At 64.3% G+C, this 22,584-nt stretch carries 22 protein-coding genes; 4 read left to right on the top strand and 18 right to left on the bottom strand.

Translation table 11 applies throughout. From position 1 onward, the window contains the following. Positions 1-70: 70 nt before the first annotated feature. Genes U5L98_RS03205 through U5L98_RS03170 form a run of 8 tightly spaced genes read right to left on the bottom strand, consistent with a single transcriptional unit; the run spans position 71 to position 7,596 of the window. Entirely contained in the window at positions 71-1,642 is a 1,572-nt protein-coding gene (locus tag U5L98_RS03205; RefSeq protein WP_322556902.1) for a cytochrome D1 domain-containing protein, read from the bottom strand. Next, entirely contained in the window at positions 1,639-2,487 is an 849-nt protein-coding gene (cobA, locus tag U5L98_RS03200) for a uroporphyrinogen-III C-methyltransferase (RefSeq protein ID WP_322556901.1), read from the bottom strand. The genes U5L98_RS03205 and cobA overlap by 4 nt, the downstream gene beginning before the upstream one ends. A gap of 20 nt (positions 2,488-2,507) precedes the next feature. Next, a complete protein-coding gene (gene nirJ / locus U5L98_RS03195) occupies positions 2,508-3,710 on the bottom strand; it encodes a heme d1 biosynthesis radical SAM protein NirJ (RefSeq protein ID WP_322556900.1) in 1,203 nt (400 codons plus the stop codon). Positions 3,711-3,746: 36 nt separating this feature from the next. Further along, entirely contained in the window at positions 3,747-4,337 is a 591-nt protein-coding gene (locus U5L98_RS03190; protein ID WP_322556899.1) for an AsnC family transcriptional regulator, read from the bottom strand. Beyond that, the gene (locus U5L98_RS03185; protein WP_322556898.1) at positions 4,312-4,770 is read right to left on the bottom strand and encodes an Lrp/AsnC family transcriptional regulator; all 459 of its coding nucleotides are present in this window, start codon (positions 4,768-4,770) and stop codon (positions 4,312-4,314) included. The genes U5L98_RS03190 and U5L98_RS03185 overlap by 26 nt, the downstream gene beginning before the upstream one ends. Continuing rightward, entirely contained in the window at positions 4,767-5,300 is a 534-nt protein-coding gene (locus U5L98_RS03180; RefSeq protein WP_322556897.1) for an AsnC family protein, read from the bottom strand. The genes U5L98_RS03185 and U5L98_RS03180 overlap by 4 nt, the downstream gene beginning before the upstream one ends. Further along, positions 5,297-5,797: an Lrp/AsnC family transcriptional regulator gene (locus tag U5L98_RS03175; protein ID WP_322556896.1), complete on the bottom strand. Its 501-nt coding sequence runs from the start codon at positions 5,795-5,797 to the stop codon at positions 5,297-5,299. The genes U5L98_RS03180 and U5L98_RS03175 overlap by 4 nt, the downstream gene beginning before the upstream one ends. Before the next feature lie 56 nt (positions 5,798-5,853). Next, complete coding sequence (locus U5L98_RS03170; RefSeq protein ID WP_322556895.1) at positions 5,854-7,596, bottom strand: cytochrome D1 domain-containing protein; 1,743 nt, start codon at positions 7,594-7,596, stop codon at positions 5,854-5,856. Between the two features lie 362 nt (positions 7,597-7,958). On the opposite strand from U5L98_RS03170, the gene U5L98_RS03165 reads away from it, so the two are divergent. Both U5L98_RS03165 and U5L98_RS03160 read left to right on the top strand, forming a co-directional pair. Next, positions 7,959-8,291, top strand: a complete 333-nt coding sequence (locus U5L98_RS03165) for a cytochrome c (RefSeq protein WP_322556894.1) — start codon at positions 7,959-7,961, stop codon at positions 8,289-8,291. Between the two features lie 30 nt (positions 8,292-8,321). After that, complete coding sequence (locus U5L98_RS03160; protein WP_322556893.1) at positions 8,322-9,524, top strand: cytochrome D1 domain-containing protein; 1,203 nt, start codon at positions 8,322-8,324, stop codon at positions 9,522-9,524. Between the two features lie 4 nt (positions 9,525-9,528). Here the strand turns inward: U5L98_RS03160 and U5L98_RS03155 are convergent, their stop codons facing one another. From U5L98_RS03155 to U5L98_RS03130, 6 genes are all read right to left on the bottom strand, one after another. After that, entirely contained in the window at positions 9,529-10,686 is a 1,158-nt protein-coding gene (locus U5L98_RS03155; RefSeq protein ID WP_322556892.1) for a cytochrome P450, read from the bottom strand. A gap of 370 nt (positions 10,687-11,056) precedes the next feature. Further along, complete coding sequence (locus U5L98_RS03150) at positions 11,057-11,224, bottom strand: hypothetical protein (RefSeq protein ID WP_322556891.1); 168 nt, start codon at positions 11,222-11,224, stop codon at positions 11,057-11,059. Positions 11,225-11,226: 2 nt separating this feature from the next. Continuing rightward, positions 11,227-11,805, bottom strand: a complete 579-nt coding sequence (locus U5L98_RS03145) for an SCO family protein (RefSeq protein WP_322556890.1) — start codon at positions 11,803-11,805, stop codon at positions 11,227-11,229. Between the two features lie 10 nt (positions 11,806-11,815). Beyond that, positions 11,816-12,280: a copper chaperone PCu(A)C gene (locus U5L98_RS03140; RefSeq protein ID WP_322556889.1), complete on the bottom strand. Its 465-nt coding sequence runs from the start codon at positions 12,278-12,280 to the stop codon at positions 11,816-11,818. Then, positions 12,258-13,040 carry a cytochrome c oxidase assembly protein gene (locus tag U5L98_RS03135; protein WP_322556888.1) on the bottom strand — a complete coding sequence of 261 codons (783 nt, stop codon included), beginning with the start codon at positions 13,038-13,040 and terminating at the stop codon, positions 12,258-12,260. The genes U5L98_RS03140 and U5L98_RS03135 overlap by 23 nt, the downstream gene beginning before the upstream one ends. Before the next feature lie 196 nt (positions 13,041-13,236). Further along, positions 13,237-15,441 (bottom strand): heavy metal translocating P-type ATPase, encoded by a 2,205-nt coding sequence (locus U5L98_RS03130; RefSeq protein ID WP_322556887.1) that lies wholly within the window; start codon positions 15,439-15,441, stop codon positions 13,237-13,239. 66 nt (positions 15,442-15,507) lie between these two features. Between U5L98_RS03130 and U5L98_RS03125 the strand changes: the two genes are divergently transcribed. Then, complete coding sequence (locus tag U5L98_RS03125; protein WP_322556886.1) at positions 15,508-15,987, top strand: helix-turn-helix domain-containing protein; 480 nt, start codon at positions 15,508-15,510, stop codon at positions 15,985-15,987. A 30-nt stretch (positions 15,988-16,017) separates the two neighbouring features. Here the strand turns inward: U5L98_RS03125 and U5L98_RS03120 are convergent, their stop codons facing one another. The 4 genes from U5L98_RS03120 to U5L98_RS03105 form a co-directional block, all read right to left on the bottom strand. Further along, positions 16,018-16,800, bottom strand: a complete 783-nt coding sequence (locus U5L98_RS03120; RefSeq protein ID WP_322556885.1) for a ZIP family metal transporter — start codon at positions 16,798-16,800, stop codon at positions 16,018-16,020. Positions 16,801-16,925: 125 nt separating this feature from the next. After that, a complete protein-coding gene (locus tag U5L98_RS03115; RefSeq protein ID WP_322556884.1) occupies positions 16,926-17,213 on the bottom strand; it encodes a hypothetical protein in 288 nt (95 codons plus the stop codon). 27 nt (positions 17,214-17,240) lie between these two features. Continuing rightward, on the bottom strand, positions 17,241-17,918 hold the full coding sequence (locus U5L98_RS03110) for a DsbA family protein (RefSeq protein WP_322556883.1): 678 nt from the start codon (positions 17,916-17,918) through the stop codon (positions 17,241-17,243). A 386-nt stretch (positions 17,919-18,304) separates the two neighbouring features. Next, positions 18,305-18,706 (bottom strand): diguanylate cyclase, encoded by a 402-nt coding sequence (locus U5L98_RS03105; protein ID WP_322556882.1) that lies wholly within the window; start codon positions 18,704-18,706, stop codon positions 18,305-18,307. 199 nt (positions 18,707-18,905) lie between these two features. Here U5L98_RS03105 and U5L98_RS03100 point away from each other — a divergent pair, with 199 nt between their 5' ends. Next, positions 18,906-22,547 (top strand): EAL domain-containing protein, encoded by a 3,642-nt coding sequence (locus U5L98_RS03100; protein ID WP_322556881.1) that lies wholly within the window; start codon positions 18,906-18,908, stop codon positions 22,545-22,547. Positions 22,548-22,584 lie beyond the last annotated feature (37 nt).

The raw sequence follows: 22,584 nt of genomic DNA, 5'->3' as shown, positions 1-22,584 counted from the left end.
GTTATGGCCATTGTGCCCCACTCTCCATGCGCCTTCCATGACAAGCATCAAGAATACTTCTTATGACGCCTCAGTGGCTGGTGCCCTCCTCGTAGCGCGTCTTGTTCCAGACGTTGTACTTGCCGGAGGGCTTGCTCATGGGAATACGCTGCTCTTCCTCCAGGGTATCGCCGTCATAGACGATCACCGCGCCGTCCTCTTCCCACAGGCTCAGCAGCAGCTTGTCGCCATAGCGGTCAAACTCCACGTGGGCGGCGGTCTTGCCGGGTTCGGGGATCAGCGTCTCGACGATCTCCAGGCTGGCCTTGTCGATCACGTGGACCCGATCGCGGTTGGGTCCGAAGAAGACGTCCACCCAGACGTAGGGCGAGTTGGCATGGCTGCGCATGAAGAAACCGGGACCGTCGGTCTCCAGCGTCTTGATCACCGTCCAGTCCGTCATGTCGATGATCGATACCGCCGCCTTGGTCAGGTGCGGCGTGGCCATGACGCGGCGCCCCTCATACTCCCAGGTAATGCCCGAGCCTAGATGAGGCATTCCCTCCAGGGGCAGGTCGGCTACCTTTTTGCCGCTGTCCAGGTTGACCACCATGCCACCCTGCCCCCCCCGCGAGGCGCCAATGACGTGCTCATACGCGAGGTCGAAGAAGAAGTCGTCCAAGTAGTCAGGCACTGGAATGCGCCGAACCTGGAAGTTGGGTGTGTCATGCCCGCGGCGCTGCTCGAGCGGCGTGGTCATGTGCCCGGTGGAGACCACCGGCTCGGTGGGCAGCGGCCAGGGGATCTCCCACACCTCCTTGATATCCTTGAGCGCGGCAATGAAGCTGCCCCGGGGAGGTGCCGCATAGACGGCGCTGACCCGCGAACTCTCGCCGTCCGCGCCCACCGCCGGATAGATCTTCATCAGGTCGAGGTTGTGGGCATCGAACAGCACCAGGCTATGGGGCAGGTAATTGGCGGCCATTACATAGCGGCCATCGGCGGAGACGGCGATATTGCGCATATTGATGCCGGCGCGCACCTCGGCCACCACCTCCATGTTGTAGATGTCGTACTTGGTGATCCAGCCGTCTCGGGAGCCGAAGAAGACATGGCGCCCGTCTGGAGTATATTTGGGCCCACCATGCAGGGCGTAGCGGGTCTCGAAGCGGTGGATACGTTCGAAGGTATCGCCGTCGAGCAGGCTGGCGTGGTGGTCGCCGGTCTCCACCACGATGAAGAGGTTGAGCGGGTCGGCATCGAAGAGAGGCTCATCTGGCAGCGAACCGTCCGGATGGATGACCTTCTGGCTGGCAAGAATCTCGTCGCGGCCCCAGGTGGGTTCGACCTCGGGCTCGCGGTAGAGCCACTCGGCCAGGGAACGGATCTGATCGTCGTCGAGCTGCTCGCCGAAGGCCGGCATCTGGCTGGCCGCTCGCCCGTCGCGGATCACCGCCTCGGCGGCCTCCGGCTTGAGCCGCGAGAGGTTGCCGGGCAGCAGCGCCGGGCCGATGCCACCGAGGCGATCCTCGCCGTGGCAGGACGCACACTGGACCTGATAGAGATTGTGGGTATCGTCGGCACCGGCCGGCGCCATGGCCGTGAACAGCACCCCGGCGGCCAGGGCCCGCAGGAAGGTCCGGAAAGAAATGACGCATTTCACAGGGCAATTCGCTCCCGCACCAGTTCCAGGGTCTCGCCTTCGACGAAAGTCGCTTCTCGCGGCTTGGGCTGAGCCAGCGTCTCGGCCAGGCGCACTACCTTGCCCACCACGATCAGAGTTGGCGGCTTCAGCCCCTCCCGCGCGATAGTCTCGACCAGTTCGCTCAGGCAGGTAATCACCTGGCGCTGCTCGGGGGTGGTCCCCCGCTCCACCAGGGCCACTGGATGATGGGCGGGCAGACCGTGCTCCTGCAGCTGACGGCTGATCAGCTCGGCATTGGCGAGCCCCATATAGAAGACAACCGTCTGGTTCGGACTCGCCAGCGAGGACCAGTCCAGCGCCAGGTCACCGTCACCCTTGCAGTGGCCGGTGACGAAGGTGACGCTCTGGGCGAAGTTGCGATGGGTCAGCGGGAAGCCGCCGTAGGCGGCACAGCCCTGGGCAGAGGTGATCCCCGGCACCACCCGGAAATGGATGCCATGCTCGATGAGCACCTCGGCCTCCTCGCCGCCGCGACCGAAGATATAGGGATCGCCGCCCTTGAGCCTCACGACCCGCTTGCCCTCCTCGGCCAGGCGTACCAGCAGGGCATTGGTCTCGTCCTGGGTCAGGGCGTGACAGCGCGAGGCCTTGCCCACGTAGAGACGCCGGGCCTTGGGGTTGGCCAGGGCCAGGACCTCCTTGGAGACCAGGCGGTCGAAAACCAGGCAATCGGCCTGCTCGAGCAGCGACAGGGCCCGCAGGGTCAGCAGCCCTGGGTCGCCGGGCCCGGCGCCGACAATGGCTACCTCGCCGGGCGCCAGGGGCGCCTCGGCGAGATCATAGGAAACGCGACGTGACGGCATGGCGGAGATCCTCGTCAGCCTTACTGGATTTCGACGGCCTGGATGGCCTCATAGGGGGCCGAGATACGACGCTCGCCCTCTTCGGCGACCCCGATCTCGAGATTGGTCAGGTAGCAGCCGGGATCCTCCTCCCAGGGATCGCCGGAGACCTTCCAGGCACGAACCCGGGTGTTGCCGTTGCAGATCGACAGGAAATGGCACTCGGCACAGCGCCCCTTCACTGGCCGCGGTCGCTGGCGCATGCCCAGCATCATGGGGTCTTGGGTATCGCGCCAGATCGCGGAGAAGGGCCGATCGCGAACGTTGCCCAGGTCGTGATCCCACCAGAAGGTATCGGGGTGGACGTTGCCCAGATTGTCGATGTTGGCAATGTTCTCGCCGGAGGCGTTGCCCCCCCAGTTGATCAGCCGCTGCTCCAGGGCCTCGGCCTGCTCGGGGAAGTGCTCGCGAGCCCACATCAGCAGGAAGGGGCCATCGGCGTCGTTGTTGCCGGTGACGTACTCGCGCTCGATACCGCGCTCGAGTTCACTGCGGCAGTGGTCGAACAGGCGGGTCATGGCATCGCGGGTCATCTGATGCCAGGCGTCCTGCTTACTGTGGCGCCGTCCACGGCCGCCGTAGTTGAGGTGCGAGAGATAGAACTTGTCGACATCATGCTCGTCGAGCAGCGCCAGGATATCGCCGAGTTGCTCGTAGTTTTCGCGCGTCAGGGTGAAGCGCAGGCCCACCTTGATGCCGCGCTCCTTGCACAGCTTAACCGCATGCATCGACTCGCGGAATGCCCCCTGACGCTGACGGATGACGTCGTGGGTTTCCTCGAGGCCGTCGATGCTGATGCCCACGTAGTCGTAGCCAACCTCGGCGATGGCATCGATGTTGTCTTCGGTGATCAGGGTTCCGTTGGTGGAGAGGCCAGTGTAGATGCCAAGCGCCCGGGCGCGGTGCGAGAGCTCGAAGATATCAGGACGCATCAGCGGCTCGCCGCCGGAAAGAATCAGCGCCGGCACACGAAACGCATGCAGGTCGTCGAGAACGGCGTGTGCCTCGGCGTTGGAGAGCTCACCGGCGAAATCGATATCCGCCGAGGTGGTGTAGCAATGCTTGCAGGTGAGGTTACAGCGGCGGATCAGGTTCCAGATCACCACCGGACCGGGCGGCTTGCGGGCCGGAGGGATAGGTCCCGGCTCGATCAGCGACTTGATGTAGCGGGTGACGCGGAACATGGTGTTCTCCTGCTTGTTAGAGCAACCGGGCGAGGCTCAGTCTCGCCTCTCGATGTCTTTCCCGTGGGTGCCTGAATCGCCGGGACCGGCGGCCAGGCGCAGCCCTGTCTTCTTGAGGATGCGCGAGCTGTAGAGGATACGGTAGTCACGGCAGGCCTCGCCGAGCAGCTCGCGGATAGCCTCGGCCTGATGCTCGACCTCACCGAAGCTGCGTCCGTGAAGCATGGCAAAGAGGTTGTAGGGCCAGTGGGGCAGATGCCGCGGGCGTCGATAGCAGTGGCTGACGCCCTCGATGGCGGCCACCTCGCGTCCCAGCCGGGCGACATGGGTGTCATCCACGTCCCACACCGTCATGCCGTTGGCCACGTAGCCGAGTCGATAATGATTGGGTACCGCCGCGACTCGGCGAATCACCCCGCGTGCCTGCATCCGCTGCATTCGCGAGAGCACCTCCTCGCCGCTCATGCCTACCTCGCGACCCACCGCCTCCCAGGGCTCCGGGACCAGCGGGAGGCCGGCCTGAGTGGCCAGCACAATAGCGCGGTCCTGCGCATCGAGTCCCGATGCGTCGTGATTCTGTTCGTCGCTATTCGGGGCCGGCCTAGACGGGCAAGTGGAGACGGACATGGAACTCCTCCTCCTTGGGCATGTTGTAGACCGTGAGGCCGGTAGCGGACTCGATCTCGTCGATCACCTCGCCGATGCGCTCGGCGGTCTCGGTGGCCAGCACGAACCACATGTTCAGCTCGTGCTCGCGACGGTAATTGTGGGCCACCTCGGGGAAGGCGTTGACCGCCTCGGAGACCCGATCAAAGTCGACCTCTGGCACCGCCAGCGCCGCCAGGGTCAGGCCGCCGCCCAGCCGCTCGGCATGGTACATGGGGCCAAAGCGGCTCAGCACGCCGCCCTCGCGCAGGCGCGCCAGGCGGGAGAGAAGGTCGCCCTCGGCGATGCCCAGCTCCTCGGCGACAGCTGCATAGGGGCGCTCCACCAGCGGCAGGCCATCCTGCAGGCGATTGATCAGGTGACGATCGACGCCATCCAGGTCATCGAGGTTCATGCTGCTCCCTCCCGCGCATAGCGGCCACCGGACTGACGATAGGCGTGGGTACTGAACAGCACACGGTGTTCCAGGTCATCCAGATCCAGGCGCTCGACGATAGCCGTGAGCTCCGCCAGCACTCGCTCGCGACGGGCACCGTGGATCATGCAGAAGAGGTTATAGGGCCAGTCGGGCAGACGCCGCGGACGCCGATAGCAGAGCGTCACCGCGGCCTCTCTGGCAAGCCGACGGCCCACCAGGTCAACCTGCTCGTCCGGCACATCCCACACCACCATGGCGTTGGCCTGGATCCCCAGGCGGCGGTGACGCACGACCAGGCCCAGGCGCTTGATCATGCCATCGGCTTGCCAGCGACTCACGCAGGCCATCACCTCCTCCTCGGACAGGCCTGCCTGTTCGGCCAGGACCTGCCAGGGCCGCGGCGTGAGCGGCAGCCCCTGCTCAAGCAGCGCACGCAGGCGACGGTGAGCATCGGACTCCCCGGCCGAGTGGATAGCCTCGAGGGACAGCGAGGTGGCAGTGCTCATGCGTGCTCCAGTTCGGCCCAGGGAATGGGAAAGGAAAGGTCGATATGAAAGCCCTCCAGCATCGGCAACCGTAGGATGGGCAGGCCCAGGCGGGCTTCCAGATCATCGAGTCGCGCCTCGAGCTCGGGCGCGTCCGGTGCGGTCATCACGAACCAGAGATTGTAGTCATGCTCTCGAGCATAGTTGTGATTGACGCCGGGAGCGGCGTTGATGAGCTCTGCGAAGGCATCGCGCTCAGCCTCGGGCACGGCCACGGCAGCCAGCAGGCTGGCGCCGGCTCGGGCATGGTCGAAGATCGGCCCCACGCGACTGAGGACGCCCAGCGATTGCAGCCGCTCCAAGCGTGCGATCACCTCGGCCTCGGAAGTACCCAGGCGTTCGGCCACGGCGTGGAAAGGGCGTGCACAGACCGGCAGACCGCGCTGATAGTTGTCGATCAGGCGGCGGTCCAAAGTATCGAGGTCTTGAACGTGGCAGTTCGGGGCTTGGCGATGCATCGGCACAGCTCACTTGCGACGGGTGGCGGCGGGCGTGCGCCCGCCGCCGGTCCCGATCAGTAGATGTCTTTCTGCGTATTGATCACGTTGAACTTACCGGTCGGGGTGACCAGACGCTCATCCTTGATCACGTGCTTCATCTCGCGAGTCTCGTCATCCACGATCACCAGCGCGGATGTCTCTTCCATGGTGTTCCAGACGGAGAACCACACCTCGTCACCGGCCTCGTTGTACTCCGGCTGCACGACGCGCTTGACGCCCTCGCCCACATCGGCCCACTCGGCGATCGGCAACACCTCGTAGCCGGCCTCCAGATCGTTGATATCAAAGACGGCCACGCTCTGGCTGATCGCCTCGCTGGGGTTTAGAGCGGTGTCGACGTAGAGGTTGTCGGACTCCGGATGGGTCTTGATGAACAGCGAGCCGCCGCCCTGACCTTCCAGGGTGCGCACCACCTTCCAGGCATTGTCCGGATGCCCTTCCGGATCGGTGCCGATCAGCGAGATGGTATTGTCGCCCAGGTGGCTGGTGGCCCACACCGGCCCGAACTCGGGGTCGACAAAGTTGGCGCCACGCCCCGGATGGGGAATCTTGCCCACATCGATGATTTCCTCGAGCTCACGCTCCAGGGCGTCGATGACCACAATCTGATTCGACTCGTTGGCTGCGGTAAGGAAGTAGCGGCCGGTGGAATCCCAGCCGCCGTCATGCAGGAAGCGTGAGGTCTCGATCTCGACCGTGGAGAGCGCATCGAGGTCCTCATAGTTGACGAGCTGGACCTTGCCGGTTTCCTTGATGTTGACGATGAACTCGGGGTGCTGGTGAGACCCCACGATGGCCGCCACGCGGGGCTCCGGGTGGTACTCCTGGGTATCCACGGTCATGCCGCGGGTACTGACGATCCTGTTCGGCTCCAGGGTCTGGCCGTCCATGATCACGTACTGCGGCGGCCAGTAGGCACCGGCAATCGCATACTGGTCTTCATACCCTTCGTACTTGGAAGTTTCGACAGAGCGCGCCTCCATGCCGACCTTGATGGAGGCCACGATGCTCGGCTCCTCCATCCACAAGTCGACCATGTCGACCTTTGCATCGCGGCCGATGACGAAGATGTAGCGCCCGGAGGCGGACATCCGCGAGATATGCACCGCATAGCCGGTCTCGAGAATCTTGACAATCTCCTTGGAATCCCCATCGATCAGCGCGATCTGGCCGGCGTCACGCAGGGTGACCGAGAAGAGGTTGTCGAGGTTCAGATCGTTCATCTGCTCGGTGGGACGATCCTCGGGAGCGACCAGCACTTCCCAGGTATCCATCATCTCGGGCATGCCGAATTCCGGCGGCACCGGCGGCTCGTGCATGATGTACTTGGCCATCAGCTCGATCTCATCCTCGGTGAGATCGCCCGAGGTACCCCAGTTGGGCATGCCGGCCGGCGAGCCGTAGTTGATGAACGCCTTGAGATAGTCAAGCCCGCGTTCCTGGGTGATGTCGGTGGTCAGCGGCTTGCCGGTGGCGCCCTTGCGCAGCACGCCGTGGCAGCCGGCGCAGCGCTGGAAGTAGATCTCCTTGGCCTTGTTGAACTCGGCTTCGGTCAGGTCCGGCGCGCCGGGGGTCCGTACCGCCTTGGCAGAGCCGGGATCCACGGCGGACTCGGTGCCTTGATAGGCCGCCTGGGATTCGTCCACACTCTGATGTGGCTGACCCTCTTCGTTTTGAGCGTGAGCCGCACTGATGCCCAGCGCGACGGTGGTCACTGCCACGGCAAGGGGCTTGAGATACCAGTCTTTCTTCATCATTGTTTCACCTCTGTCATGATCCTTGAATGCGCTGTCGCCAGGTCATAAGCGAGTCATTGTTGTCGTTCACCGGATGACCGCCCGGCGTTACACGGCCGATGGCCCTCCTTGTTAGAGATTGGCTCATTAACGCGCATAATTCATGCATCTTTGACAGTTCTCCCCCTCTCTTTTCCGGCGAGGTTGACCTGCGTCAAGGAGATTCCGGCCTACCTCCAAAGAGACATTGCGAGCCTGGGGGGATCATGCTTGATGGGCACTGCGAGACGACACTTTGACCCCCGTCAAGGCGCGCCCGGCCGACAACGGTGACACTGCCACCAGTCACGACACTGGGACCCGCCGCGCCCCGAGGAGATACCATGCCCCTCCCGTTCCGTCTTTTCCTGCTGGTGCTGTGCTGGCTGCCAATGGCCGCCCTGGCAGAAGATTCACTCTCTGCGGAACGCGAGCAGGAGCTCGAGACGTTGCTCTACCAAGATTGCGGCTCCTGCCACGGCATGACCCTTCGCGGCGGCCTGGGACCAGCGCTACCCAAATCACGCATGAACGCCTACAGCCTCGACGGCCTGGCTGCGCTGATCCTCCATGGCGTTCCCGGTACTGCCATGCCCGGCTGGCAGGGCCTGTTGACCGAGAAGGAGGCCCGCTGGCTTGCCGACCATCTGCAGAACGACAACCCCCTGGATGAGTGAGCAATCTCGATGACACAACAAGGAATGGCCATGCTTCCCCCCGCCCTTCGCAAGCCCCTCGCCGCCGCCTCGCTGCTCGCCCTGCTGGCCGGCTGCCAGGCGACTCCCAGCGCCGAGCTGCGCGGCACCGGCGATCTGGGCGTGGTGGTGGAACGCGCCACTGGCAGCCTGGCGGTGGTGGACACCAGCCATCACCGAGTCCTCGAGCGGGTGGAGGAGCTGGGCGATCTTTCCCACGCTTCCGTGAAGTTCTCCCGCGATGCCCGCCACGCCTTCGTCTTCGGCCGCGACGGCGGGCTGAGCCGGGTCGATCTGCTCACCGGCAAGATCACTCACCGGATGATGCAGTCCGGCAACAGCATCGGCGGTGCCGTCTCCCAGGACGGCTCACTGGTGGCAGTGGCCAACTATGAGCCGGGCGGCGTGAAGATCTTCGATAGCGAGACCCTGGAGGAAGTGGCGGAGATTCCCGCGACGTACCGGGACGAAAACGGCGAAGAGCAGCGCTCCAAGGTAGTGGGCCTGGTGGACGCCCCTGGCAACCGATTCGTCTACAGCCTGTTCGACGCCGGCGAGATCCACCTGGTCGACATGCACGGCGAATCGCCCGAGGTAACCCGCTTCACCGATGTCGGCAAGAAGCCCTATGACGCCTTGATCGGCCCCAGCGGGCGCTACTACATCGCCGGGTTGTTCGGCGAGGATGGCCTAGCATTGCTCGACCTCTGGCACCCGGAAGCGGGCGTGCAACGCATCCTGCCCGATTACGGACGCGGCGAGGAACGCCTGCCGGTCTACAAGATGCCCCACCTGGAGGGCTGGGCGATGGCCGGCGACGCGGCCTGGCTGCCGGCAGTGGGACGCCACGAGGTGCTGGTTGCCGACACCGACGACTGGTCGCTGATTGATCGCATCCCGGTCCACGGCCAGCCGATCTTCGTGATGCGCCGCCCGGATGAGCGTCAGGTGTGGGTCAACTTCGCCCATCCCGACAACAACGTGGTTCAGGTGATCGACACCGAGCGCCGCGAGATCGTTGCCACCCTGACACCGGGCGAGGCGGTGCTGCACATGGAGTTCACCCCCAAGGGCGAGCAGGTATGGATCTCGGCCCGGGACAGCGACCGGGTGGTGGTCTATGACACACGCACCCTGGAGGAGGTCGCCCGGCTCGACAGCGAATCGCCCAGCGGCATCTTCTTCACCAACCGGGCGCACCGTATTGGGTTGTGAACGACTAGCGGCGCACGTGCAGGGGTACCTCGGCGTAGCCGCCGGCCGGATAACGGGCTCGCACCGCGGGGCGGCCCGGCAGCGGGCGGATGTCCAAGGTGGCGTCGAGCAGTGCCGCCATGAAGTCCCTTAGCTCCATGCGCGCCAGGGGCGCTCCCGGGCAGACATGGATGCCGGCACCATAGAGCAGATTGTCTTGGGGGTCTCGATCCAGGCGCACTTCGTCGGGGTCGCTAAACACCGCCTCGTCGCGGTTGGCCGAACCCCACAGGATCGTCAGGCGCTCGCCGGCCTCGAGGCGACGTCCGCCGATCTCCACCGGGCAGGTGGTGATACGCCGGTTGGACATCAGCGGCGCATCGAGGCGCAGGATCTCGTCAATGGCTGCCGGCAACAGGCTGCGATCGCCACACAGGCGCCCTTGCAGCTCAGGGTTGGCCGCCAGGTAGCGCATCAGGATGCCGATGCTCGCCGAGATGGTGCCCAGTTCCCCCACGGTCCAGTTACGCAGGATGCTGACGATCTCCTCGTCGGTCAGCGCTCGCCCTTCGACGGTCTCGTTCATGATGCGGGTGGTGACATCATCCGGCGCCAATTCGCCGGCTTCGCGGCGGCTGGCCAGTAGCTCGCGGATCACCCCGTCGAACTCGAGCGCTAGCTCCCCCAATGCCTCGCGATCGCCCGCCAGAGTGGCGGCCTGCTGGCGCTTCACCCAGGCACGCAGCGGCTCGTGCAGACTCGTCGGCCAGCCCATGAAGGCGCACTGGATCTGCAGGGCGAAGTCCTGGCCCATCTCGGTCATCGCCTCCACCTCGCCGTCGGCAGGCAAGCGATCCACCACGCCCTCGGCGATGGCGCGGCACTGCGGGGCGAAATCGGCCATGGCATCGGGGCCGAAGTAGGGCTCGATGAGGCGACGGAAGTGGGTATGCTCGGGGGGATCCATGGCGTTGGGCACCGACAGGTGACGGCTCGCGGCACTGCTGAAGGTCTCGTGGTCCTCGAGCACGCGCATCACGTCCGCGTGCCGAAACAGCGACCACTGCAGGTAGTCGCTGTAGGCGACCGGGCAACGGCTGCGCATCTCATCGTAGGCGGCGATCTGGTCGGCCTGGACGGACTCAGACCGGGGATCCCAGTCAGGGGTCGGGGTATCGCTCATCATGCCTCCTTGTCGGCACCGGCCGCCGGATACAACGTCCGGCTCTCGGCCGTATCGATCATGGTTCGGATGGGCGCTATCCGACCACATACCGACCGAAGGCATGTTGATGCATGTCATCCACTTCATAAGCTACAAGGTGATAAGTATGCCGCCACTGGCAAGGATGACTACTACCGCCCAGGCGAGGTGCCATCAACATCGTCTCTGAGGACATCGTGGACGAGGCGCCCCGCCGGCTACCCGACAAGCAGGCGTGCTCAAGGCGCTCAGGTATAGCGCGGTTGAGATGGCAGCCACGCGACGTATTTTCGCGGCAGGCTCGAGCTTCCAGACCAACTCGATGACTTGCGGATAGCACATCACACGGCTACCTCAGCATCTGATCAAGCGACCCGGCACCCAGCGTTTCCGGAGACCGCCAGCCGATGGCCGTGCCGATCACGATGGCGATAAGATAAATCCAGACCTGATGCTGCTCCAGTTTGGCGCGCATGGCGTAGCTGATGACCTCGTTGGAAAGCTGATACGAAGGCATGACTAGGCATCGTCGGCAAGCCTTTCAAGGTCGGCCACCACGGCCTCCATGGGGTCGCTATCGCGGATCAGCAGGCGTGCCTCGCCTTGGCCATTGAAGGCGAAGACGGCGCTGGAGTGCGAGACGTCATAGTTGCCGTTGTCGTCTTTATCGCCATAGCCGTAGGTCACGCGATAACGGCGCGTCAGGGCATCCAGGGCCTCCTTGTCTCCCGTTAATCCCACGAACTGGGAGCCGAAGGCGTCGGTATATTCCTTCAACGTCTCGGGGTCATCGCGTGCCGGGTCGACCGACACGAACAGCACTTCCGTGTCTTCGCGAATCTCGTCATCGAGCTGTCGGATGGCCGTTCCAAGCCTAGCGAGCGTGGTCGGACAGACATCGGGGCAATGGGTGAAGCCGAAGTACAGCAGCGTCGACTTGCCACGGAATCGCTCGGCATCCACGGTATTGCCCTTCTCGTCGGTCAGGGTGAACTCGAGGGGAGGCATCAGCCCCGAGATATCCTTGGTCTGCCATTCCTGCTCGCCGCAGCCTGTCAGCCAAAGCGATACGAGTACTGGAACTACCCACTTGCCCATGCCTTCCCTCCTACAGGCTCGCCGGTGATACGGTCTGGAATGTCACGGTCAGCCGTCGCGCGTCTTCGAACAAGAGGGTGATCTCGACCTCTTCACCGACAGCCAGCGGCCGCGCTCGCTGCATGAGCATCAGGTGGTACCCCTGCGGGGCAAATGCGATCTGCTCGCCCGCGGCCAGCTCAAGCTGTTCGACCGGTTGCATGCTGGCGACTCCGTCCCGATCGACACTGCGATGCATCTCGACGTTGCCGAAGGCGGGGCTTTGTGCACCCACCAGGATGAGGTCAGTATCACCGGTGTTACGTAGCGTGAAATAGCCTGCGGCTGGGAGGTCGCCCGGTAGCAGGCGTATGCGAGCTTCTTCTGTCGTCAGTGTCTCGGCAGCAAGCGCTGGAGGCACGGCCACCAGGAATAAAGCGATGCCGCACACCGTGCGAATCAGGGACGGTAGTTTATCGAGCGGGATGGTTAGCACGGGCAAGGTCCTCATTACGCGCCTCACGGAAAAGAAAGCTGAGAATGATCAGTACCCCGATGGCACTCATCATCGTGGCCGGCACCCAGGTGATAAGGCCGCCAAGCCGCTGGTCATCCAGGGGGGCCAGGGGCCAGGCTCGGCCGCACACCTCATAAACATCGAAGATCACCTCCCGACTGAAGGCGATATAGGCCCCCAGGAGAATCTGCGGCGGGATCACCGCCAGCAGAATGGCGATGCGCTTACCATAGCCGAGACCACCCTGCTGCGGCGTGCGGCGATCGAAGATCAGCCACCAGAACAGCAGGCCATCCAGTGCCATGCTCCAGTTCATCACCTGGTAGAGGTCGGCGCTGAGCATCGCGTCGAAATGGATCTCGGGAACCAGCCAGAAATAGATCAGCCCGACGAACAGCACCGGTGCGATCAGCGGGTGCTGCAGTAGCCGGTAGAGTGGGCTCAGCAGGTCGACCGCAAGCCCCTTGCCCGGGAAATGTCTGATTCGGGTTGGCAAACCATCCGCCAGTACCGGCAGCGGAGCGGCCAGGGCGATCAGAAAGGGGCCTGCATGGTGCAGCACCAGGTGCTGGGCGCGATGGGTAAAGAACATGTACTGGGCGAGGTAGTCGTAATGGGTCTGAGTGACGACGTAGGTCGCCGCAACGCCCAACAGGTAGGCCACCGATCGCCCCACCCCCGTGGCGTCACCACGCAACCGGCGCTGCCGTAGCCCCCGCAGGTAGAGCAGGATGGCCATCAGGCAGGCCGCCGACCAGGTCAGCGAGAACTCCCACGGCAGCAGGTAGCCCAGAGCATCTTCGAAGTCGATAGTCCTTCTCCCAGAATAAACGGGCCCCGTTGACGTTAGGTGCCACGCTGTTATGCGGCAAGGACGAATGGTAAACGCTGCCTGTCCAGGTCGGTCGTGGACAGGCAGCAATGCGTCATTTTCACTACCTGGCTTCGCTGTAGTGCGGGCTTGCCGAGCTGGCCGAGGTGGTACCGGGCGAGAAGCGATAGCCCAGCAGCCGCATCGCGTTCAGGGTCACCAGCACGGTGGCGCCGGTATCTGCCATCACGGCGATCCACATGCCGGTGATGCCCAGTGCCGTGGTCACCAGGAAGATCGCCTTCAGGCCCAGCGCCAGGGCGACGTTGGTCTTGACGTTGCGCAGCGTGGCCCGTGAGAGGTCGATCAGCTCGGCAATGCCGGTGACGCGGTTCTTGAGCAGAGCCGCATCGGCGGTCTCCAGCGCCACGTCGGTGCCGCCGCCCATGGCGATGCCGACATCGGCCGCCGCCAGTGCCGGGGCATCATTGATGCCGTCGCCCACCTTGCCGACTGGCCCGCGTCCGGTGGCCTGCCATTGCTGCACGCGCCGGGCCTTGTCCTCGGGCATCAGCTCGCCGTGGGCCTCGATGCCCAGCGAGCCACCGATGGCCGCCGCCGTGCGCGCATTGTCACCACTGAGCATGACGGCCTCAACGCCGAGACGTGACAGGGCGGCGAGCCCCTCGCGTGTATCCTCACGGGGCTCGTCGCGAACGGCGATCAACCCCAGCGGTCGTTCACCCTCGACCCCCCCATGTTCGACAAGAATGGCGAGGCTCTTTCCAGCACCCTCCAGCTCGGCGATCCGGGCGCACAAGTCGTGATCCAGGGTGACTCGCTCGGCCAGGTGGCGAGGCGTGACCAGGCCCAGCTCGCGCCCTTCGACCCGACCGGCGACGCCCAAGCCCGACAGGGCGCGGCTCTCGCTGGCCAGGGGAAGCGACAGGCTCCGCTCGTTCGCATGGGCGAGGATGGCCGTGGCAATGGGGTGGCTGGAATCACGCTCCAGTGCCGCCGCCAGCCTCAGGACCTCGTACTCACTCGGGGCGGTCCAGACCTCCACGTCGGTCACCCTGGGGGTGCCGGCGGTGAGCGTGCCGGTCTTGTCCAGCGCCACCAGCCGCAGCTTGCCCAGCTGTTCGAGTACCGCCCCGCCCTTGATCAGCAGCCCACGCCGGGCCCCCGCGGAGAGGCCGGCGGCGATCGCTGCGGGGGTCGAGATCACCAGCGCACAGGGGCAGGCGATCAGCAGCAGCGCCAGGGCGCGATAGATCGACTCCGACCAGGCCAGGGTCGAGACCAGCGGCGGCACCACGGCCATCAGCAGGGCGAGCCCCACCACCGATGGCATGTAGTAGTAGGCGAAGCGGTCGATGAAGCGGGCCACCGGTGCCTTGGCGGCCTGGGCTTCTTCCACCAGGCGAATGACCCGGGCGATGGTGTTGTCCTCGGCGCCGCGGGTGACCTCCACCTCCAGCGCGGCATCCAGGTTCACCGTGCCGGCGAAGATGTCATCCCCGGGTGCCCGCGGGCGGGGCACGGATTCGCCATTGACCGGGGACTCGTCGAGGTCGGACTCGCCGGCCAGGATACGGCCGTCGCAGGGCACGCGGTCGCCCGGCCGTATCATTACCCGCTGCCCGGGCGTGAGCGAGGCGGCCGAGACCTCGCGGGTGTCGCCACCCACTATCAGCCTCGCCGTGGACGGGGTCAGGTCCGCCAGGGCCGAGATGCTGCGTCGTGCCCGAGACGAGGCCACTCCTTCCAGCAATTCGCCCACAGCGAACAGGAACACCACCACCGCCGCCTCGGCGGCGGCATTGATCGCCAAGGCGCCGAGTGCGGCGATGCTCATCAGCATCTCAATGGTGAAGGGGTTGCGCTGCTTCAGCGCGCCCCAGGCGGCCTGCACGATGGGCACCAGCCCCACCAGGGTGGCGGCGACGAAGGGCCAGTTGCCCAGGGCCGGCCAAGCCAGGCGCAAGGCAAAAGCCAGACCCAGTAAACACCCGGTGACGAGCACCAGGCGCCCCTTGGCGGTCTGCCACCAGGCGGTCGGTGAGGTGGCGGACTCACTCGCCACCGCCTCATCGACCAGGCGGTAGCCGAGGGTGTTGAGGGCTCGCTCGATCGCCTCTTGAGAGGGTGTCGCATCTTGCTTGGGGTGGACCTTCACCGAGCCGGTGACCGAGCTGGCCGACACCTCCTCGATACCCGCCAGCCGTCCCAGCGCGGACTCGACCTTGCGCTCGCAGCCGCCACAGTCCATGCCCTCGACACGCAAGGAGAAGGCCGAGGAAGATGCCTGGTGCGTCGATTTGCCCATGGTGTCACTCCTTCGAATGATCTATCGTCAGGAGCATAAAGCCTGTAGCGACTAGAGGTTCAAGCCATGTCCGGCGATACCCCGCCTGCGCCTATCGATTCCCCCGCGCTCGGCATCGGTGAGCTGGCCCGACGTGCCGGCTGCAAGCCGGAGACGGTGCGCTACTACGAGCGCATCGGGCTGCTTCGCGACGCCCCGCGCACCGAGGGCGGTCAGCGCCGCTACGGCGAGGCGGCCGTCAAGCGGCTGACCTTCATTCGCCATGCCCGTGACTTCGGCTTCTCGGTGGAGGCGGTGCGCGAACTGCTGGAGATGGCGGACCATCCGCAGATGCCCTGCCACGAGGTCGATGCCATCGCCAAGCATCATCTGGAGGAGGTGGAGTCGCGTCTTCAGCGGCTCTCCGCCCTACGTGAAGAGCTCAGGAGAATGGTGGGCCAGTGTGCCGGCGGCAGGGTCGAGAGCTGTCGCATCATCGAAGTGCTGAGCGATCATCAGCTGTGCATCAGCGAAGATACGCATGGCGGCGCCCACGATCTGGGCTAGTCAGCCTCAAGCACCTGCCGACCCACCGCCTCAGCCCAGCGAAACATCCAGAAACAGCATGAGCACCAGCCCGACGGACAGCCCCAGCGTTGCCTTGTTCTGGTGGCCACTGCGATGGGTCTCGGGAATGATCTCATGGCTGATGACGTAGAGCATGGCCCCAGCGGCGAATGCCAGGCCCCAGGGTAGCAGCGTCTGAGAAACGGTCACGATGCCCGCGCCCATCAGGCCGCCCAGTGGTTCGATCAGGCCCGTCAGGGCGGCGATACTCCACGACCGCCAGCGGGAGTAGCCCTCACCGAGCAGCGACACCGCAACGGCCAGGCCTTCCGGCGCATTCTGCAAGCCGATGCCGATGGCGAGAGGCAGCCCGCCCTCGCGGCCCCCAGCACCGAACGCGACGCCGACCGCGAGGCCTTCCGGCAGGTTATGAATCGTGATGGCGATGATGAACAGCCAGACCCGACGCAAAGACGCCGCTTCGGGGCCCTCGCGACCCTGCTGGAAGTGCTCATGAGGAAGCCGTTCGTTCATCAGCGCGACCATCCCGATACCCAGCAGGATCGATAAGCAGGCGATAGCGGCGGGGATGACGCTACCTCCATAGCGCAGCTCGGAGGCTTCCAGGGACGGGATGATCAGAGAGAAGAACGACGCCGCGAGCATGACCCCGGCGGCGAACCCCAGCGCCAGGTCCCGGATCGCCCTATCGGGCGTTTTGCTCACGAGCACTGGAAGCGCCCCGACAGCCGTCATCGCGCCAGCGGCCAGGCTACCCAGAAAACCCAGTGTGACCGGGGAAAGCGCTTCCATGAGTTCTGCCTTTGCAGGTGAGTGTCTAACGCAGGTGAATGACGAATGCTGTGCCGGTGGTGGCTCGACGTGCCTTGTAAGCGCGTGACCTCACATGGCTTGCGATCTGGCAGATTGCTATAGGCCTATCGGCGGTCCACTGCCGCCAGGTCAGAGGCGACGGGGTCACGGATCGCCTCCTCTAGCTGTGCCCGCGCCTCGAACAGGGCCACGCGATAGTCCTCACGCCTCGGCGGGTCGCTTTCTTGCAGCAGGCGTTGCCCCTCCTTGAGAGGATCGACCGGTCGATCATTCACTCTCACTTCGTAATGCAGGTTGGGGCCGGCCGACGTCTGGGATGCCGCCGGTGCTGCCGAGGCGAGCCAGGTATTCTCTTGCCAGTTCGCTTCCGCCAGCAGGGGGCTCAATCCCAATAGCCCCCTCCAGCCACCAGCGTCGCGTCATAAGTCCCCCTCTTCAGCAGGGAGCTTGGCTACCTCACGCTGTACGGCATCGACCAGCTCCTGCATGCCGAAGGGATCCAGCTGTTCCCCGTTGATGAAGAAGGTCGGTGTCTGGCGGATCTGGTTGGCCTTGACGTCTTCCCTGTCCTGCTCGAATACCGCCTGAACCTCAGGGGAGTCGAGCTGCTCCTGCGCCTTGGTGCTGTCCAGCCCGGCCTGGCTGGCGATCTCCAGGATGGCGGCCTCATCGAAGCTGCCGTGGGCCGCCCACTGGTTCTGTCGAGCCAGCAGCTCCTCCAGCACCGGCTCGAAAACCCCCTGCAGCCTGGCGGCTTCCAGCACGCGAATGGCCGTTTCTGACACCTCGCCATGGAAGGGGGTATAGCGCACCACCAGGCGCACCTGGTCCGGGTAGGTGTTCAGGATCTTCTTGGTGAGCGGATAGAAGGCGCGACAGGCCTCACAGGCCGGATCGAAGAACTCGAGGATGGTGACCGGCGCGTCATCGGGCCCCAGGATCGGCGAATGGGAACGGACGAGGCTGTTGTCGGCCTCGCTCCCCTCACGACTCGTCGACTCCGAGGCGGCCCCCACCAACGAGGGATTCGAAACGGCAACGATAAGGGCCACCAGAACCAGCGCGCCCACCAAGATAACAGCCGCACGTCGTATCATCTTATTTCCTCACGAGATCATCGAGTTAACCCACGAACCTCGGCGCGCAGCAAGTAGCCAGGGCCACGCGCCGATAAAGGCGCCGAAGATGAAAGCGTTAAGCTTACAAGCTCTAGCAGGTACAGGTTCAATACCTGCTTCCCCCTCCCCCCTAACAATTCGATGCCGCTGAAGCGCCATATCCATAAGGGGCTGTACGTTGCCTTCATCCTCGACCCCGATCCAAGACGGCATCCCGAGCACAAGCGGGTGGCACGTTCGCGCCTGCTCGGCAGCTAGGAGAACGCGCGTTGCCAGGAGTTCGTGATAGTGATGAGTGGCTTCGACACCAACTTCGACGAGGAAAACGAGATTTATGCGGTCAAAACGGTGGCGGTGCCAATCACCTAGCAAAGGTCGCGTTGTTCAGGCTTCAATCTGTTCAGGCCGCTCGCCGACTCGCGACTGTGAAGCAGGGCCTGGGGAACTGACTGTGCGTGCTCCGTTAAATTCGGAACACTTCGACCCGATTGCGTCCGTTCGCCTTGGGCTTCGTAAAGTTTCTGGTCAGCTGCCATGATGACGCTTTCCTGAGTAACGCCCTCGAAGTTTTCCACGACAGCGACACCGGCGCTGATGGTGACGGCAAGCCACTCTTCACCAAACGCGATATTTTCACCGGCAACAACCTGATTTAACCGCTCGGCCGCTGTTGTGGCCATCTCATGGTCAACATCACTAAGCACAACCAGAAATTCTTCGCCGCCATAACGCCCAATCGGTGCCCGGAAACGCTGATTGATATCCACGAAGGCCTGTGAACATACTGGTGGTATCACACCGACTACTCCCAGCGATCAGGACGCAACTCACCATGCGGATTCGACAACCGTGTGCTTTGCCACGGCGCTGGACACGAAAACGCCACACTGCGAGCCTGCAGCGCCTGCTCGATCCGTCCCTGGTCGGAATACCCGACGACGGCGGTGCGGATGTGGAGTCCCGGCCATGAAACTGATTCACCTCTCCGTCGCCAGCATCATTGGCTGCCTGCTCGGGCTGGCGGTCCTCATCGGGATCACGTTGAGCGGCCTGGATGAGATCCGGGTGAAGCAAGAGCAGGTCGCTGACTTGCTCGACCTGAAGGCCCGGGAAGACGACTTCTCCGTCGCCAGTGATCGCCTGCTGTTGTTCGGGGCCGATGCGGAGTTGTTGGCGGACTATCGGCGCGAGGGCGAGGCCCTGCAGCAGCACCTTAGGCAGGTGGGCGCCGAAAGCACGGCCGAGCGTAAGGCCGTGGACCGGGTTGAGGCGCTGCTCGACCGGGTAACGGCCGAAGTCGAGCAGTCGGCCGACACGAGCGCCACCGCACCGGAGACCTCCCGCGGCGCGCTCGACATACCCACTCGCAGCCGCATCGTCATGAACCAGGTGGCGGAACTGGGAGGCGCCGTCGACTCGGCGCTCGACGCCCTGCTGCGTGAACGGCAGCGCGCGATTGCGAGCGATGCCATGTGGATCGGCGGAAGTCTCGCGGGGGCGGCGGTACTCTTCGGCATCCTGTCCGTGATCGCGTTCCTGCTGATCCACCGCCGGGTGGCAGTGCCGGCGCGGGCGCTCGCCCACACCCTGAACGCCATCCGGGCCGGCGATGCAGATGCGCGCGCTCCCGTGCATGGCGATGATGAACTGGCCGACCTGGCCATGACACTGAACCAGACGCTGGACGAGCGCCAGGCCCTGGATGCTCGACTCCGCGAACAAAATAGGCGTCTCCATCAGTTTCATGACCTCCTGGAAGGCAGCGACGATCTCTGTGCCATCTTGGATAGCGACTATCGCTATATCTGGATAAACCGAGCCTACCAGAACAGATTCAGCCTGGAGGAGGATATCGAGGGCCGCACCCTGCCGGACATCGTCGGCGAGCGCCTTTTCAGGGAACAGATCAGGCCACGCCTTGATCGCTGCCTGGCCGGGGAGCCGCAACGCTTCGAGCTAGAACGAGAGTTCAAAGGGATTGGCACCCGGCGTCTCCTCGCACGTCAATATCCGATCGACCTGCCTGGTAGGGCTTCCGAGCGACGGGTGGCAGTCGTGATTACCGATATCACCGATATTCATTCTGCCAAGGCCGACTTGGTGCGCCATGCCAACTTGCTCGAGCTGGCAGGGCGAGTCGCCCGTTTCGGCGGCTGGTCGGTGAACCTGGTGAGCGGTCGGTGTGAGTGGTCGAATGTCGTGGCCGAGATCCACGGCAAGCCCCACGGCTACGCACCGCCTGTCGGCGATGGTATGGCTTTCTATGCACCGGAGTATCGCGAACGCATCCGCGAGTTGTTCACCGCCTGCGCCGAGCAGGGGGTGCCCTTCGATGATGAGCTGCAGATCATCGATGCCCAAGGGCAACGCCTATGGGTGCGCGCCTTGGGCGAGCCGGTGCGCGATGAGCAAGGCAACATCGTGCAGGTGCAGGGCGCCTTCCAGGACGTGACGAGCCGTCGCGAAAGCGAAAAACGGCTGCGCAAGCTGGCGCACATCGTCGACCAGAGCCCTGCTGCGGTGGCGGTCACCGATCTCCAAGGGCACATCGAGTACGTCAATCCAGCGTTCGAAGCAGTCTCTGGCTACCCCCGCGAGGAGTTGCTGGGCGACACCCCGGCGCGTATCAAGAGCGGCAATACTCCGGAGGCCGTCTACCGCGAGCTCTGGGAGACGATTACCGCCGGCCAGGTGTGGGCGGGTGAGCTGCTGAACCGGCGCAAGGACGGCTCCCTTTACTGGGAATCCGAGGTCATTTCCCCGCTCACCGACGAGCGGGGCGAGATCACCAACTATGTCGCAATCAAGCAGGACATCACGGCGCTTAAGGAAGCCGAGCAGGCACTGCGCGCGTCGCGTGACGAGCTGGCGTCATTGCTGGACGCCAGAAAGGCGCTGATCAACTCGCTGCCAGCCCACATCGCCCTGCTTGATGCCGATGGCAAGATCATCGACGTCAACGAGCAGTGGCGTCACTTCGGGGAGGAGAACGCCTACGCCGGCGATGACTTCGGCCTCGGCGTCGACTACATCGGCCTGTGCGAGGCCGCCAGCGGCGACTGCGCCGACGAAGCATCGGAGATGGCCGCGGGCCTGCGCGACGTGCTGGCCGGGGAGCAGGAGGTATTTGCGCTGGAATACCCCTGCCACTCGCCGGAGCAGTTTCGCTGGTTCCGCGTCATGGCCAACCGCCTGGTGCCTGGCGAAGAAAATAGCGCACACCACGGCGCGGTGGTGATGCACATCAACATTACCGAGCGCAAGCTGGCCGAGCAGGAGCTCAGTCGGATCGCCTTCGAGGACCCGCTGACCGGCCTCTATTCTCGCAACGGTTTTACCCGACAGTTGCAGCAGCACATCGCCCAGCATGGCTGGCAGGCACCGGGATTGGTGGTGGTGATCGACATCGTCGGCCTTCGGGACGTCAACGACGCCTTCGGCTACGAGGTCGGGGACCGGCTGCTGGTCGAGATGGGCCGGCGATTCCGCGAACAGGCCGGCGCGCATGGGTTGGCCGGCCGTATCGGCAGCGACGAGTTCACGCTCTTCCTGTTGCCGGAACGCGGTGAAGCGCTGGAGACACACCTGAGCCGGCTGATCGAGTTCCTGTCCGCCCCGTTCGAGCTGGACGGGAGCAACATCGAGATATCGATCCGGCTGGGCCACACGCGCCTGGGCGATCAACGTCGGCCGGCCGAGAATCTTCTGCGTGAGGCGGAGCTGGCTCTGTTCCGGCATCGCGCGGAATCGTCCATGCCCTGGGTCGCCTTCAGTAACCGGCTGCAGGAGGAGAGCCAGCAGCGCATCGAGCTGACCCGCGACCTGCGCCGGGCACTCAACGAGGACCAATTCGAGCTGCACTTCCAGCCCAAGGTGGCGCTTGCCAGCGGCACGCTCGTCGCGTGTGAGGCGTTACTGCGCTGGTACCACCCAGAGCGGGGGCTGATTTCACCCGGCGTATTCATCCCCATCGCCGAGCAAAGCCAGCTGATCGCGCCGATCGGCGATTGGGTGCTGCGTCGCGCCTGTCAGCACCTGCGCGACTGGCGTGATGCCGGACTTGAGCCGGTGCGCGTGGCCGTCAACGTGTCGCTGGTACAGTTTCAAAAGAACGATTTCCCGAGCCGGGTCCGAGCCGTCCTTGATCAGTTTGGCGTGGCGCCGGAGGAGCTGTCGCTGGAGATCACCGAAAGCGTGTTCGAACGGGAATCCGAGTTGCTGCTGACGCAGATGCGCACGCTGCGTGAGATGGGCGTGCGGTTGTCACTGGACGATTTCGGTACCGGCTATTCGTCACTCTTGTACTTGCAGCGCTATCCCTTCGACGAGATCAAGATCGACCAGGGCTTCGTGTTTCACTTGCTTGATGACCCCCTCAGCCGTCATATCGTCGAGACCGTGGTGATGCTCGCGCGGGCGCTGGATGCCGAGGTGGTGGCGGAGGGCATCGAGTCGGCCGCGGTCAGCGACGAGTTGATGGCGATGGGGTGCCGTTTCGGTCAGGGGTACTTCTACAGCATGCCTCTGGAAGCGGAGGACTTTCGCTGGTTGCTGGAGCAGCGAAGCCCCCTGCCACTTACCGATGACGGTGCCGCAACGCGTTTGTAGTGCCCATGTTGAAAAGGCATTTCTTGAGTCATCCGTG

Source organism: Halomonas sp. (assembly GCF_034520545.1).
Classification (GTDB): domain Bacteria; phylum Pseudomonadota; class Gammaproteobacteria; order Pseudomonadales; family Halomonadaceae; genus Halomonas.
Note: the sequence above shows the minus strand (reverse complement) of the source record. Positions and strands in the feature narration are given on the sequence as shown.